This window comes from Bacteroides gallinaceum (assembly GCF_030373775.1).
Classification (GTDB): Bacteria; Bacteroidota; Bacteroidia; order Bacteroidales; family Bacteroidaceae; genus Phocaeicola; species Phocaeicola excrementipullorum.
Genome location: NZ_JAUDEN010000006.1, coordinates 132024 through 146809, shown reverse-complemented (window position 1 = coordinate 146809; position 14786 = coordinate 132024). Strand labels below are relative to the sequence as shown.

The window sequence follows — 14786 nt, the reverse complement described above, 5'->3', positions numbered from 1 at the left end:
TGGTTCACGCGCACACGGCGGCCCTCCAGGGTCGTATGTACCTTCACGCCGGAATAGCTTCCCATCTCCTCACCGTTCGTCAGGACACGCCCGATGTCGCCGCCGAATAAAGAAGGCGATGAAGCAGCCCATACTGCCGCTCTTCGGATCCTTTACGACCACCAGCTTGTACCAGCACTTCGTCTGATAAACCTTCCCGCTGCCCTTGTCCACACACAGCACACGGAAGCTGAAGTCAGAACGCACGGAACATCCACGCTGTAAAGGGACGGGGCATCCGTGGAAAGGCCCTCCTCCCAGCCCGGAACAAACTCGCCTACCGGAAGCATCAGACGGCGGATGTAGAACCCGTTGTCATGCTCCTCCGGTTCAACCGAACGGGAAGCCTTTCCGGACACATAGCTTTCAAAGAACGTCTTCGCCTCCTCCACAGAAAGACCCTTGCCGTCACCGCCATAAGGAACTTCCCTCGAAACCGGAATCTCATCCACGCACCCCGACAGCAGCAGAGGAAGCAGAAGAAGCAGCATCACATGCCGTCTGCAAAAATAAATAATTATTGCCGTTACATCTGATACCAAAAGTCATATTTTCACCGATTCCAGTGCTTCAGCAATCCAGTTTCTCCAGATACAGCCGCTCCCATCCGCCACAACGAAAACATGTCCGCCAGAACATCCCGATGGAAACATGCCGGCAGACAGAAAAGCAGGAGCGGCATTTCACCGCTCCGCAAAACAAAACAATCGTCTGTTCTATATTTTCCCACAATCAATCTACAGGCTGCTCGTTACCGTCCCATAAATTGTAAGTTTTTGAAGACAATTGAGAATAAGTATAAACCTTCTCCTTATACTTGCGTGTGGAAACAAGTGCAAACTTGCCGTTCACCACTTTATAAGTTTCGTCTATACGCTGCCCCGTAAACTGCGTAAATTCCAGCATGGACAAGGAAGCCGAAGATACAGGCTTCAGTGTGATTACCACTATACTTCCATCCTCATTGATATAATACTGTTTTACAATCGTACCGGGAAAGGCATATACTTTCGCTACCAGAGCGTCCGTCACGTTGTAGTTCTTATCAACCAGAATCAGTTCATCAGTCAGATTATCAATATTTCCACCCAATTCTAAGGCCACCAAAGTATGGCCGGCATCAGGAAGGCTGAACTTGGCATAAGTAGTCGGCATCGTGTCATAATCATCCGCAAGCATATACTCTGTACACTGCACATTTGTGTACAATTTATTAGGAACTACATTTCTGCTATTGTCTATCATACACCCGAAACCTGTACCTCCCAATTTTGTTCGCTTATAGGGCAAGTCAAACACTTCCGTCATGTCTACAGCTTCTTTCATTGAAGACTGGGCAAACATATTTATGCTATTGACTAAAACAAGCAGCATAAAAAGTACCTTTAAACTACATTTCTTTTTCATCTTTACTTTACTTTATTTGTTAGGTCTTATCTGAGTTATTACATATGTTTTTCCACTCCAATTAATGCCTTTAAAGGCTCCATCCACATCATTCGGATTATAATATATTCTATTGCTATCACTCAAGGCCTCCTCCCAGCCCGGAACAAACTCGCCTACCGGAAGCATCAGACGGCGGATGTAGAACCCGTTGTCATGCTCCTCCGGTCCAGCCGAACGGGAAGCCTTTCCGGACACATAGCTTTCAAAGAACGTCTTTGCCTCCTCCACGGAAAGACCCTTGCCGTCACCGCCATAAGGGACTTCCCTCGAAACCGGAAACTCGTCCACGCATCCCGACAGCAGCAGGGGAAGCAGAAGGAGCAGCATCACATGCCGTCACAAAAATAAACACTTCTTTCCATTGTCATATAGCTCTCAATAAAATTACATCAATCCTTTCCGTTTCATCCGACGCTCAAAATCATACTTCCACACATCTGCCGGGACATCCCGATGGAAACAGATCAGCAGACAAAGAAACAGGAGCGGCATTGTGCCGCTCCGTACGATACCTATACACCGCAGGCTCATGGAATTTCTTTTTCCATTCTGACAATCTTAAGTTTGCCTTGTGCATCATCAAAGCAAACATTGGCTACGGCACTAATTTTTTCTATTGTTCCACCTGAAACATAACGAGATATATCAATGGTACGGAGGTAGCTTTCCCCGGATTCCACTTTTACGAGATGCTGGTCCTGCACCGGCAAAACATAATTACAAATTTTACCGTCCGGCTTTTTACATCGTATAAAAAGGTGAGAGCCGGTACCTAAATCCACATAAGTTTCATGCAACAATATAAATTCGTCCATCTGATTTATGACTTTATAAATCACCTTGTTCCCTTCCCTTGTAAGACTAAAGTCCACGTCCTGAGCTTTAAGACACAAGACAGGAAAGAAACAGAACATACAGAAACATATTAATTTTAACTTTTTCATAATAAACGCTCAGAAGCTTACATGTTTGCTGATTTTTTTTGTATAGCCCTTTCCATTTTTATCCTTACCAACTACCACCGCTTTGCAATAAATTTCTACAGGCTGTAGCCGCTTATAGTCCGTCAAGCAGATATCATAAATATATCTTTCTTCTGACTTAATCAAGACAAGGCGTTTATCCATAACCGGAAGTATTTCTGAGTTATTATTACAAGTAATGACACAATGTGACCCTCCTTCTATATTGGCCTCACTGTTCTGCAACAAACATATATCATTCCCAGTCTTGTTCACAACTATATAATGCAGCACATTATCAACGACATTAATCTGAAAATCAACATTCTGACATCTTACTCCATGACAAATTCCAAACAAGAGCACAATGATTGTACATTTAACATAGAGTTTCATATTTCATAATTTAAATGATTAGACATAACAATAAAATATCAATGGAGCGAACATAGCTTTCACCAGAATCCATCCTTATAAAATGCTTATCCTGTACTGACAAAATTTCAGCACACAAAAGCAGAATGAACAACAGAATAAGACCACTGCTTCTCATAACCTTAAGGTTTATTGCGTTTTGTGTAAAGAAAAACGTTTTTTTACAAACATGCAAACCAATGTCATAGCAAATGAAACTTCAAACAGCCATATTAACACAAAACAAACAAAATAACAGACATTAAAACACAAGAATGCAACATCTTTTCAGCTCATGCAAAAGAGCCTTCACCTATTGACAAACTGACACAATGACAATCCGAAGAACCGAGAATCCGCCATTTCCGAGCTCCGGCAGAACATGGCAGAAATAACGCAGGGAGAACCGTCCAAACGGAATCACTTTTCCACCGTAAACCGTACTTCCATGGCATAAGCAAAGAATCCGACAAACAGAGCCGCCAAAAAGCCAGGAATACGGCGTAATCCAAACATTTTATCACCTCAAAAATATCATCTTCCGCAAAGATTCCGGAAAAAAAACGGAACTGAGAACCACGCTTCAAAAAGATGACGGGACATTTTTCTGACATATCCCAACATCCTGCAAGGAATGACGGGGAATCTGACACGAAATGTCCCGTCATTTTCCGCATAAAAACACTTCTTTCCTATCGGCAGATGCAATTTCGCCCCTACTTGCAAGCCCTACAAAAGGGATAAAAGCCGGATTTCATTAACAATTCATTCCTGAACGGGCGGAAACCGCAGCAAGCCCTGTCAGTGAAAACGGCGATATTCCGGCATTCCGTCAGCAAATCCCCGTTTCCGGAAGAATTATGATTCCGCGCTTCAGAAATTGGAAGGAAAAAACGGGAGAAGGCGCAAATCCTGTACAAACGACCAGACGGCCAGCATCCGGCCCTTCGCCAACAGCAGACTGACCATGCGGTTTCCGAGGCCAAGCCACACAGGACAATCACACATAAGATGTTCTAAAGGTTTGTTTTTTATTAAAAGATGCGATGTAAGCGCACATTTCCACTCCAAAAGGAATATATTTGCCAAAATACAAAATAAATATCCATGAAAAAAAATATCCCACAACAGACTAATGAACTGGAAATGATGATGCTGCCCATTTCGGAAAGGACATTGACTTTCGGCAACGAACTGATGCTGGCCGACAATTTCAACCTGCCTCCCATCGAAGAAAGAGAAATTGAAGTACACCTCACCCCTGCCTGTCCTTTCAAGGTTATGTTCACCATGATAATGATCTGCACAAGAGGATATATGCGTTTCAGATACAATCTTCAGGAATACACGCTCAAAGCAGGAACGATTCTCATCATCCAGCCCAACTCTTTCGGCGAGTGCCTGGAAATCAGCAAGGACTTCCAGGTGGCCTATATCTCTTACAAGGACGAAAGCTACATCGAAGAAAACAGCGCTTCCATTCTGTCCCAGTTCCGCAACAAGATGACCCAGCAGGCTGTCATCAACGTTTCGGAAGAAAAGATGAACGAGCTTCTAACCATCTACCGCACGATAAGAAAACGGATACAGGAACCTTATACCGAATTTACGCGCGAAGCTCTGAAAGGATACATGCGCGTCATTCTGGCAGACACTTATCAGGAACTTGCCAAAATGATGGAAACAAACGGAACGGACTACAAAAAGAGCCGCTCAAAATACCTGTTCGAGAAATTCCTGAATCTGGTGCAGCAATGCTACACCAAAGAAAGAAGCGTCACATTTTATGCAGAAACCATGTACCTGACACCCAAATATCTCTCGCAGGTAATTCACCAGGCCAGCGGACGCCATGCCGGAGAATGGATAAAGGACTATGTCATCCTCGAAGCCAAGATATTGCTCAAAAGCGGAAAGTATACGGTGCAGCAGGTAGGAGATATGCTTAATTTTGCCAACGCCTCTTTTTTCGGAAAATACTTCAAGGCTGCAACCGGATGTTCGCCCAAGCAATTCCAGAAAGGACTTCCATGACCGACACACGCCAAACCGCAAGCCTGCCGCACACAGGCACAGGCTTGCAGCCTGCCCGCATCACTTGTTTGCGCCAATCCAGGTCCATTTATGCCATATAGATTCCAGAGGGCCCTGCTTATGCCTTCCAAGCCACCATTTGCAAAACCGGACCTGCAACAGGAAAGTAAAGATTCCGACCAGCAGACTTGCCGTGTATCCGCAGTAAGGCGCAAGATACAAGCCGAACGGGAAATAGATAAAAGCCCCGACAATAGACTGCGTGATGTAGTTTGTCAGACTCATTCTGCCGTAAAAGCGCAGGCTGCTCACTTTTCCGCAGAATCTTTTATTCTGATAAAGCAGCACAAAAGACGCTATCAGAACCAGCGTAAAAGCAAGTTTCTGCCACATATCAAACGCCGTCCCCACACTCTGCCGGATAATCGGGCTGCTTTCCATCACCAGTTCTTTCAACGTATACAAAGGCGCAAAGGCAACCGCAGACACAATCAGTATCTTTATCCACAGATGCAGATTCTTTCCGGAAGCGGCAAACAGCTGTTTCCTGCCGATATAGAAACCGAGCAGAAACAGTCCGGCCGTCTGGAAGAAACGCCCCGCATTGACCGCCCAAAGCAAACTGGCCTTTTGCCCCAACGTTACATTGCCCCGGATGAAGTCGCCAATGTTTCCGGCTTTCGTATATTCAGCCACCTCCGCATACATCTCGCCGACTTTCAGATCAGGCAACTGATGCGCTGGATTTACCAGACTGGCAATGTAGTGATACCATTCTACCGGCTGCAAAAGAAAAATGACAGAAGCTACCAGCACCGCCTTGTCACTCCAGTTGCGGGTAAGGAACAGCACGATACCGACAACGACGAACAGCAGGAGGACATCGCCGGCCGGGAAGAAGGCGGCATTCAGCGTCGCGAATCCTGCCAGCAGAACCAGACGCCACAAAAAGCGATAGCCGAAATCCTTCCCCTGCCGTTTCTGGTTGCTGGTCTGTATGTAAAACGTAAAGCCGAAAAGCAAGGCAAAAATAGCATATGCCTTCCCGGCAAAAAGACTGAAAACGCCATTAAAAACGCCCTGGTCCAGAATCTTCAGCCACTCCGGAGAGTCTGTAGGATATACCGGAAAGATGAAATGTTCCAGATTATGAACCAAGATGATAGCCATCACAGCAAATCCACGCAAAGCGTCCACAACCTCTATGCGGGGACTCTTTTTAAGCAATTGTTCCATTTACCTATCGAATAACAAGTCCGATTTCCCTGTTTACGGTGTCATTCGTTCATCAGATAATCCTTGAATGAAGCAAAATCGCGGCTCATAAGCATGCTCTGCTTCGTACCTCTCATAAACGCCTGAAGTTTCTCCGGAATCGCCACTTCTCTGCCGATGATGCTTTCCACCGTTTGCAGGAACTTGGCGGGATGGGCCGTTTCAAGGAAGATCCCGGTTTCGCCCGGCTTCAAGCCTTCTTCCAGCGCGCGATAGCCGCATGCCCCATGGGGATCGAGCAGATAGCCCGTTTCTTCATACGCCCGCTTCACGGTTTCGCGTATCTGCTCATCCGTATAAGCCGCACCGCTGATATCCGCACAAATAGCCTCGTGACTGCCTTTATACAGATCAATGATACGGGCGAAGTTGCTCGGATCGCCCACATCCATGGCATTTGCTATCGTAGCTACCGACGGGCGCGGATTGTATTCCCCTGTCTTCAAGTACTGATAAAAGATATCATTCCGGTTGTTTGCCGCAATGAAACGCTTTACAGGCAGTCCCATACGCTTTCCGAACAGCCCTGCGGTTATATTCCCGAAGTTTCCGCTCGGCACGCACACCACCAGATTCTCAGACTTGCCTTGCCGCTTCAGCTGGGCGTAGGCGTAAAAATAATAGAATGCCTGCGGAAGAAAGCGCGCCACGTTGATTGAGTTGGCCGAAGTGAGCAGCATGTGTCCGTTCAGCCCTTTGTCCATAAATGCATTCTTCACCAACGCCTGGCAGTCGTCAAACGTACCGTCCACCTCCAGCGCCGTGATATTCTGTCCCAGCGTGGTGAACTGTTTCTCCTGTATTTCGCTCACTTTACCTTTCGGATAAAGCACATACACATGAATGCCTTCCACTCCAAGAAAGCCGTTGGCAACGGCACTTCCCGTATCACCGGAAGTAGCCACCAGCACATTCACCTGCTTTTTGCCTTCCTTCCGGATAAAATAGCCCAACAAACGGGCCATGAAGCGCGCGCCCACGTCTTTAAAAGCCAGCGTAGGCCCATGGAAAAGTTCAAGCGAGTAAATATTGTCTTTCACCTGCACCGCAGGCACATCAAAACTCAACGTATCGTACACGATCTGCTTCAATACACCGGCTGGAACATCTTCCCCGAAGAAAGCATCTGCCACTCTGTAAGCCATTTCCTGAAATGACATCCGGTCAATTTCCTCATAAAACGACAAAGGAAGCGTTTTGATTTCATAAGGCATGAACAAGCCTTTATCAGAAGCAAGGCCTTTCACTACAGCTTCCTCCAAAGTCGCGTCAGGGGCCTGCTTGTTTGTACTGTAATATCTCATCTCAAATTATTTTATATTCATAAACAGATTCATAAACTCATCTTTTTCCAGCCAGCCGTAACTGCCCTCCCTGCAAGCTACTTCATCGTAAGTCTGCACGCCGTCCGCTTCAATGCCCGGATAATAAATGAGGAAAGGAACCGGATCATTCGTATGCGTCCGCAACTCACAGGGCGTAGGATGGTCGGGAAGCACAGCGACAGCCACCGGCTCGCTCCAGCTCTTCAAGGCCTCGCAAACCGGCCCTACCACACGCCTGTCCAGGTATTCTATCGTCTTCAGCTTCAAAGGCACATCCCCTTCATGGCCGGCCTCATCGCTCGCCTCAATATGCAGATAAACGAAATCATCTGTCTTCAGCGCATCAAGAGCGGTCTGGGCTTTCCCCTCGTAATTTGTCGTATAAAGTCCGGTAGCGCCTTCCACATCGATGCAGCGCAGTCCCGCATAGCGTCCGATTCCCCGGATCAGATCAACCGCTGTAATCACCGATCCCTTACGGACAGCCGGGTATTTCTCGGCCAAAGGTTTCATTCTCGGACGGTATCCAGGGCTCCAGGGCCAAATGCTGTTGGCCGGATCCTTTCCCTCCGACATCCGCTTCAGGTTAAGCGGATGACTTGCCAGCAGCTCCTGCGACTTCACAATCAGCGCATTCAGCAGATCCGCCGTTTCCTGCGCTTCAGGACAAAGCGCCTTTACCAGATTGGGGCGGAAAGGCTGCAACGGAATGTCATGCGGCGGCACGCAAGCCAAACGCTTGTCGCCTCCCTTCACCACCAGCAAATGACGGTACTGCACTCCGGTATAGAACCGGATACGGTCATTCCCCAGCATCTCATCCAAATACCTGATCAGTATATCCGCCTCTTCCGTTGAGATATGTCCCGCCGAATGATTCTTCAGCATATCCCCTTCTACGCAGACGATGTTGCACCGCATGGCCATATCCTCCGGACCAAGGTCAACGCCGATACTGGCTGCTTCGAGCACGCCTCGCCCTTCGTACACTTCGGGCAAGTCATATCCCATTACCGACATGTTGGCTACTTCGCTTCCCGGATGAAATCCGTCGGCCACTGTCTTCAGCATACCTGTCCGTCCCTCACATGCCAGCCTGTCCATATACGGAGTATCCGCATACTGCAACAACGTTTTATTTCCCAATTCCGGCACCGCCCAGTCAGCCATGCCGTCGCCTAAAATAATCATATGTTTCATGACATTCAAATGTTAGCGATGCTCATGATATCGGCAAACACTCCGGCGGCAGTAACACTGGCACCGGCCCCATATCCTTGAATCAGCATCGGGTATTCATTGTATCGTTCAGTTGTGAGCAAAATGATGTTGTTGCTTCCCTCGAGATTGTAGAACGGATGGCGGCTGTCCACTTCCTGCAAAGACACTGTTCCCTTCCCATCTTCCAGACGAGCCACAAAACGCCAGCGTTTGCCTCCGGCCTCCAGTTTCTTCCTGCGAGCCTCAAACTCGGCATCCAAACGGGGAATATTACGCCAGAAATCATCAAGAGAACCTTCAAAAAAAGAATCAGGAATAAACAGATGCTTCTCCACGTCTTCCTGTTCGATGCGGTATCCTGCCTCACGCGCCAGAATCACAAGTTTGCGTATCACATCCTTTCCACTCAGGTCAATGCGCGGATCGGGCTCCGAATATCCTTCGTCTCTCGCCTTGCGGATTGTTTCACTCAACGGCATATCCGCACTGAGAGCGTTAAATATGTAATTCAGCGTGCCGCTTACCACAGCCTCGATCTTCAAGATCTTGTCGCCGCTGTTTATCAGGTCATTGATTGTATTGATTACCGGCAATCCGGCACCGACATTGGTCTCGAACAAGAATTTCACGCCACGCTGACGAGCTATTCTCTTCAGTTCGGCATAATCGTCATAAGACGACGAGGCAGCGATCTTGTTTGCAGCCACCACTGATATGTTATGCTTCAGGAAATCCTTGTAAAGCGCAGCAATGTCTTCGCTTGCCGTACAGTCCACAAATACCGAATTGAAAATATTCATTCCGATAACTTCGTCATGAAGCACCTGGGACGAAGAAGGAATGCCTTTCTCTTCGAGCTCCTGACGGAAGTTGCCCAAATCTATCCCCGCACGGGTAAACAACGCTTTATGTCCGTTGGCAATGCCTACAACCTTCAAGTTCAATCCCCGCTCCTGCTTCAGTTTTTCCTGCTGTCCATGTATCTGCTCCAAAAGACTCCCTCCGACCGTACCAACTCCGCAGACAAACAGGTTCAAGACTTGGTACTCAGACAGAAAAAAAGAGTCATGGATCACATTCAGCGACTTGCGAAGAGAGCCTCCGTCGACGACAAACGATATGTTCGTTTCCGAAGCTCCTTGTGCACATGCTATCACATTTATTCCGTTACGCCCCAACGTTCCGAACAATTTTCCGGCAATACCCGGCGTATGCTTCATGTTTTCTCCCACGATAGCCACGGTTGCCAGTCCGCTTTCAGCTTTCATCGGAGAAATTTCTCCCATCTCGATCTCTTTTGCAAATTCTTCATTCAAGACTTCGCACGCTAAAGACGCATCTTCATTCCGGACACCGATCGAAGTGGAGTTTTCCGAAGATGCCTGAGATACAAGGAATACGCTGATCCCATTCTCTGCCAGAGCCTTAAATATACGGTAATTCACACCGATAACACCAACCATTCCCAGCCCGGTCATCGTAATCAGACACGTGTCGTTGATCGAAGAAATCCCTTTGATGGCCTTCGACGAATGGTCGGCTTCTTGTTTGATAATTGTTCCGGCAGCCTCGGGATTGAATGTATTTTTAATGAGAATCGGAATATTTTTATGGCAGACAGGGTAAATTGTAGGAGGATAAACCACTTTCGCTCCGAAATTGCAAAGTTCCATAGCCTCCACATAGCTCAGTTCTTTAATAGGATAGGCAGAACTGATCACTCTCGGATCAGCGGTCATGAATCCGTCCACATCTGTCCATATCTCCAAAATGTCCGCATCAAGTGCTGCTGCAATGATTGAAGCCGTATAGTCAGAGCCTCCCCGTCCCAAATTCGTCACCTCACCGGTTGTCTTGTCCGTAGAAATAAATCCTGGGACAACTGCGACCTCGGGAATTTCATCAAACGTTTCACGAACCAGTCTGCCTGTCAGCTCCGAGTCAAGAATGTGCTTGTTATGTTTCTTTTCCGTCTTGATGAAATTCCGGGAATCATACCATACAGCACCGTTTATCAAAGTCGCTACAATAATCGATGAAAGGCGTTCGCCATAGCTGACAATGGTGGCCGATGTTTTCGGCGAGAGATCATGTATCAGATAAATTCCCTGAAAAATGTCTTTCAGCTCGTTTAAAAGTTCGTTCACCAAATCGAGAAGAATTTCCCTTCCGCGCCCCGCAGGAATCACGGTATACACCATCTCTATATGGCGGTTCACTATTTCTTTAAGCCCCTTCTCATATTCGTCATTTCCCTCCGCGGCCATCTTCGACGTATTGATCAGCTTGTCCGTAATCCCTCCTAAAGCAGAAACTACCACAATCACTTTGTCATCTACCGCCTCAACAATTTTCTTAACACTTAACATGCTGTTGACAGAACCCACAGACGTTCCGCCGAATTTCAAAACTTTCATGCGTTTATTTTTATATTGATGCCACCCGGAAAACATCTTCCCGCGACAAAATTAAAGACAAATTAAAAACGATTATTTTATAAAGAATTGAAATGCCTGCATCCGCAAGCGCGTTTCACGTAGAAACGCTTATATATACTATCCTTACCCCCGAGGGGTCATCCCGGTAACAGATGTGGCAAAGGGCATATGCCCCATTCCCGTCAAGATGATATAAAGACAGTATCCAGCCATAAACTATTGTTTTCTCAACGGCAAATATAGCAACATTTTTCTACAAACAATGCTTTTCATTCTATTTTTTTGCAATACACTCCTTTTTTCTTTATCTTCAATTGCAATTAGTGCTATTTTAACTAGAAGTTATCCCGAACTTGCATATCAATCAGCACACGAATAGAATGCTAATCTATTACGCCGTTTATCCGGTAAAAAAACTCCGTTTTCACCTTGCGGATTGAAGTTGCAAGTCACCAATTCCTATATTCATGTTATCTTTTACAATACACCCAAAGAAGCATTGCACAAATATTCTGTATAATTGATGAATTTATCCCCAATAGCCAATTACTGATAGTGCGGCCGATAAGATTTTCCGTCTGGATTTTGGGGACTCTCCACCAACAGTTGTTAAGGATTATAAGGAGCGACTAACTTTTTTTGTTGCAAGAATCTTTTTGAAGATATTCTCTGTTCTATAATGTATTTTAGCTTTACCCGAGGTTGGAAGATTTTGCATAATACTAATTGGCATTTCCACAATAGCATTATAACAATTAGATTCATCGGGTATCACAGAAATCTTTTTAATATATCCAACAACATTTTCAGTCGTTGCTCCTTCCACAGTGAACTTGACTCTCAAACCACTTTTGATTTCTGACTTAATATTTAACGGAATTTTAAGTATTAACTTATAATTGGGAGATTCATGGGAAATAATGCGAGCCAACGTATCGCCACTTGATATATTATCTCCTGTAACGTACAAGAAATTACTTTCTATGATTCCATTTGTTGGAGAAATATAATAAAAACTCTTATTATCTTTCGTTATGGAAGCAATAGTATCTCCCACTTCAATGTCATGTGGCTGGTTGTATCTGAACATAATTATACCGGCGTTTTTTGATATTATACCAATCGATGGTGTATTTCCAAATACAATGTATGGAACTTCTATATAACTTGGAACTTGTAATATATAACCGACTGCTGCTAACAAAATAATGATACAGATAATTATAAATGTTCCAACCCTAAAGATACGATGTGGAACTGTCCCCATTACTTCATTGACTTCTTCGCTACGTAAAGAAAGTCCTTTGTCTATAAAAAATTCTTTTCTTCTTCCATTTTCTTTTGTTATTGACCGAGTTCAAGTTGATTCTTTACAAGTGTATAGTAAGCACCACGACGGGCGATTAGTTCCTCGTGCGTACCTTCTTCTATTACTTTACCGTGGTCAAGCACAATGATTTTATCAGCATTGCGCACCGTACTAAGGCGATGAGCGACAACAAGCACTGTTTTACCTCGATAAAAAGCCTGAAGGTTGTTCATTATGATGCTTTCGTTATTCGCATCAAGCGAATTGGTAGCTTCATCAAAGAAGATAAATTCTGGGTTCTTATAGACAGCGCGAGCTATGAGTATACGCTGGCGCTGCCCAGCACTGAGTCCGTTGCCCTCCATTCCTATTTTTGTACTATAACCTAATGGAAGAGAGTTTATGTAGTCCTCTATATTAGCCACTTTGACAGCGTGATGCAGACGGTTGAGGTCTATTTCATCTGCAACTACAGCAATATTACGGACTATGGTATCAGAGAAAATGAAACTCTCTTGCATCATGCTACCCGCTTTGCTGCGCCAAAGGTGAGGATTAATTAGCGAGAGTGGAGTATCGCCAATAGTAATTTGTCCGCGAAGAGGTTCGTAAAATCCTTGTAAAAGCTTCACGATAGTTGTTTTGCCACTTCCACTTGCCCCAACAATAGCAGTAACTTTGTTGGCTGGTATGGTAAGGCTTACGCCATCAAGAGCATAATCACGGTCAGCTCCGCTATAGCTGAAAGTTACATCTTTGAGACAAATGTCGCGATTAATAGGCAAGTGGGTTAGTTTGGTCTCTATGTTTTGCTCCTCATCAACCTGATTATGCACTTCATTCAGTCGTTCTAAGCTTATTTTTGCATCTTGGAAAGATTGTGCAAAACTGATGAAATCACCAATAGGAGCAGCCACTTGGCCGATGATATAAGTGAGAGACATCATCATACCGAGAGTCATCTGACCATCTACAACAGCCTTAGCGGCAATAAAACTGACGATAATATTTGTTGTATGTGTAAAAAATGACGAACCGGCTTGCTGGATCTGCCCCAAAGAGAGGGCACGCACATTGATCTTGAATAGTTTAACCTGAATATGCTCCCACTCCCATCGTTTTTGCTGCTCACAGTTATTGAGTTTTATCTCCTGCATACCTTGAATGAGTTGAATGATTTTACTCTGTTCTCCAGCAGATTGATTGAAACGCTTGATGTCGAGTTCGCGGCGAAAGCGCATAAAAGACAATATCCAAATGACATGAAGAGCATTACCGCAGAGGAATATCAAAAGAATCAGCGGACGATAGTAACCAAGGATACCGGCAAATATAAAGAAATTGATAATGGAAAAAAGAATATTTACCGTATTGCCCATCAAGAACGACTTAATGCGGGAGTGGTCACCGATACGCTGCATAATGTCGCCTGTCATCTTTGTATCAAAGTAATGAAGTGGCAATTTCATGAGTTTCATCAAAAAGTCAGAGATAAGAGCAATATCTATGCGAGAGTTGATATGCAACATAATCCAACTTCGCAAAAAGCCAATGGCAAGCTGCGAGAGAAAGAGAGCAAGCTGGGCAATGAGAATGAGCGTGATAAAGCCGAGATTGCGATCGCCAATGCCGATATCAACCATAGCTTGAGTAAGAAAAGGAAAGACCATCTGCAAGAAACTCCCCAACGCCATACCGAGAAGGATCTGCGCAAACTGTCCTTTGTAAGGTAGCAGATAGCGTGCAAAAAAAAGCAGATCTCGCTTTGTGGCATGTTCTGGTTCTTCCTCTACTTGGTCAAAGTCCGGCCCGGGGGTAAGCAAAAGGGCCGTTCTCTCTCGCTCATGTCGTTTGTCGTGCTACACCAGCACTTTTCAAATTCCTTTTGGGTATACTTTACACATTTAGAAGCAGGATTGGCAATGTAGAAAATAGATTGACGACCACGGCCCTTCTTGATCTTGTAAAGGACTACAAAGTGATTTTGATTCCAATGGAGAATACAAGGTAAAGAGACATTGTCACTCAATTCATCCGCATTAATACGGACACCCAATGATCGGAAACCGATACTTTCGGCCGCTTCACTAATACCCAGCATTGATACACCTTCATGGGTTATATAACTCTTCTCACGCAATGTTTGCAGGGTGTAATGTTTTCCGTAATATTTTGCAATCATGCGCAAACAGGCAGGACCGCAGTCCATCATGTCAAATTGTGCATAGAATGGGAACGAGCGTTTAATATTCATCATCGGCGAGTATACGTGAAAAGAATTGATAGAAACCATAAAAGATATAGTCATCATCAAGCAAAT

Annotated in this window: 12 protein-coding genes and 1 pseudogene; 1 reads left to right on the top strand and 12 read right to left on the bottom strand. The window is 45.2% G+C overall.

The features are described 5' to 3' along the window. Window positions 1-152: 152 nt before the first annotated feature. The 6 genes from QUW60_RS05395 to QUW60_RS05370 form a co-directional block, all read right to left on the bottom strand. Entirely contained in the window at window positions 153-533 is a 381-nt protein-coding gene (locus QUW60_RS05395) for a hypothetical protein (protein WP_289558958.1), read from the bottom strand. A 238-nt stretch (window positions 534-771) separates the two neighbouring features. Further along, on the bottom strand, window positions 772-1413 hold the full coding sequence (locus QUW60_RS05390) for a hypothetical protein (RefSeq protein ID WP_258338967.1): 642 nt from the start codon (window positions 1411-1413) through the stop codon (window positions 772-774). Between the two features lie 45 nt (window positions 1414-1458). After that, a complete protein-coding gene (locus QUW60_RS05385; protein ID WP_289558955.1) occupies window positions 1459-1818 on the bottom strand; it encodes a hypothetical protein in 360 nt (119 codons plus the stop codon). A 54-nt stretch (window positions 1819-1872) separates the two neighbouring features. Further along, the gene (locus QUW60_RS05380; protein ID WP_289558953.1) at window positions 1873-2019 is read right to left on the bottom strand and encodes a hypothetical protein; all 147 of its coding nucleotides are present in this window, start codon (window positions 2017-2019) and stop codon (window positions 1873-1875) included. Beyond that, a complete protein-coding gene (locus QUW60_RS05375) occupies window positions 2016-2303 on the bottom strand; it encodes a hypothetical protein (RefSeq protein WP_288187071.1) in 288 nt (95 codons plus the stop codon). Before QUW60_RS05375 ends, QUW60_RS05380 begins: the two co-directional genes overlap by 4 nt. A gap of 138 nt (window positions 2304-2441) precedes the next feature. Then, window positions 2442-2846 (bottom strand): hypothetical protein, encoded by a 405-nt coding sequence (locus QUW60_RS05370; RefSeq protein WP_258338970.1) that lies wholly within the window; start codon window positions 2844-2846, stop codon window positions 2442-2444. A gap of 1125 nt (window positions 2847-3971) precedes the next feature. On the opposite strand from QUW60_RS05370, the gene QUW60_RS05365 reads away from it, so the two are divergent. After that, window positions 3972-4898: an AraC family transcriptional regulator gene (locus QUW60_RS05365; protein ID WP_289558949.1), complete on the top strand. Its 927-nt coding sequence runs from the start codon at window positions 3972-3974 to the stop codon at window positions 4896-4898. Between the two features lie 60 nt (window positions 4899-4958). On the opposite strand, the gene QUW60_RS05360 is transcribed toward QUW60_RS05365, so the two are convergent. The 6 genes and pseudogenes from QUW60_RS05360 to QUW60_RS05335 all read right to left on the bottom strand — a co-directional run bounded on the left by QUW60_RS05360 (window position 4959) and on the right by QUW60_RS05335 (window position 14720). Beyond that, on the bottom strand, window positions 4959-6134 hold the full coding sequence (locus QUW60_RS05360; RefSeq protein WP_258338972.1) for a DUF418 domain-containing protein: 1176 nt from the start codon (window positions 6132-6134) through the stop codon (window positions 4959-4961). A 41-nt stretch (window positions 6135-6175) separates the two neighbouring features. Next, a complete protein-coding gene (gene thrC / locus QUW60_RS05355) occupies window positions 6176-7477 on the bottom strand; it encodes a threonine synthase (RefSeq protein WP_289558946.1) in 1302 nt (433 codons plus the stop codon). Window positions 7478-7483: 6 nt separating this feature from the next. Further along, on the bottom strand, window positions 7484-8698 hold the full coding sequence (locus QUW60_RS05350; RefSeq protein ID WP_289558944.1) for a cofactor-independent phosphoglycerate mutase: 1215 nt from the start codon (window positions 8696-8698) through the stop codon (window positions 7484-7486). Between the two features lie 5 nt (window positions 8699-8703). After that, window positions 8704-11136 carry a bifunctional aspartate kinase/homoserine dehydrogenase I gene (thrA, locus tag QUW60_RS05345; protein ID WP_289558941.1) on the bottom strand — a complete coding sequence of 811 codons (2433 nt, stop codon included), beginning with the start codon at window positions 11134-11136 and terminating at the stop codon, window positions 8704-8706. A gap of 637 nt (window positions 11137-11773) precedes the next feature. Then, entirely contained in the window at window positions 11774-12424 is a 651-nt protein-coding gene (locus tag QUW60_RS05340; RefSeq protein WP_289558939.1) for an HlyD family efflux transporter periplasmic adaptor subunit, read from the bottom strand. 77 nt (window positions 12425-12501) lie between these two features. Then, window positions 12502-14720: pseudogene (locus QUW60_RS05335) on the bottom strand (peptidase domain-containing ABC transporter). Between the last annotated feature and the right edge of the window lie 66 nt (window positions 14721-14786).

What these genes read in the sequence shown, in the direction of transcription:
- QUW60_RS05375 (WP_288187071.1), bottom strand. Translation starts at nt 2,303, where the DNA reads ATGGACGAATTTATATTGTTGCATGAAACTTATGTGGATTTAGGTACC.
- thrC (WP_289558946.1), bottom strand. Translation starts at nt 7,477, where the DNA reads ATGAGATATTACAGTACAAACAAGCAGGCCCCTGACGCGACTTTGGAG.
- QUW60_RS05360 (WP_258338972.1), bottom strand. Translation starts at nt 6,134, where the DNA reads ATGGAACAATTGCTTAAAAAGAGTCCCCGCATAGAGGTTGTGGACGCT.
- QUW60_RS05365 (WP_289558949.1), top strand. Translation starts at nt 3,972, where the DNA reads ATGAAAAAAAATATCCCACAACAGACTAATGAACTGGAAATGATGATG.
- QUW60_RS05380 (WP_289558953.1), bottom strand. Translation starts at nt 2,019, where the DNA reads ATGAGCCTGCGGTGTATAGGTATCGTACGGAGCGGCACAATGCCGCTC.
- thrA (WP_289558941.1), bottom strand. Translation starts at nt 11,136, where the DNA reads ATGAAAGTTTTGAAATTCGGCGGAACGTCTGTGGGTTCTGTCAACAGC.
- QUW60_RS05350 (WP_289558944.1), bottom strand. Translation starts at nt 8,698, where the DNA reads ATGAAACATATGATTATTTTAGGCGACGGCATGGCTGACTGGGCGGTG.
- QUW60_RS05370 (WP_258338970.1), bottom strand. Translation starts at nt 2,846, where the DNA reads ATGAAACTCTATGTTAAATGTACAATCATTGTGCTCTTGTTTGGAATT.
- QUW60_RS05340 (WP_289558939.1), bottom strand. Translation starts at nt 12,424, where the DNA reads ATGGGGACAGTTCCACATCGTATCTTTAGGGTTGGAACATTTATAATT.
- QUW60_RS05390 (WP_258338967.1), bottom strand. Translation starts at nt 1,413, where the DNA reads ATGCTGCTTGTTTTAGTCAATAGCATAAATATGTTTGCCCAGTCTTCA.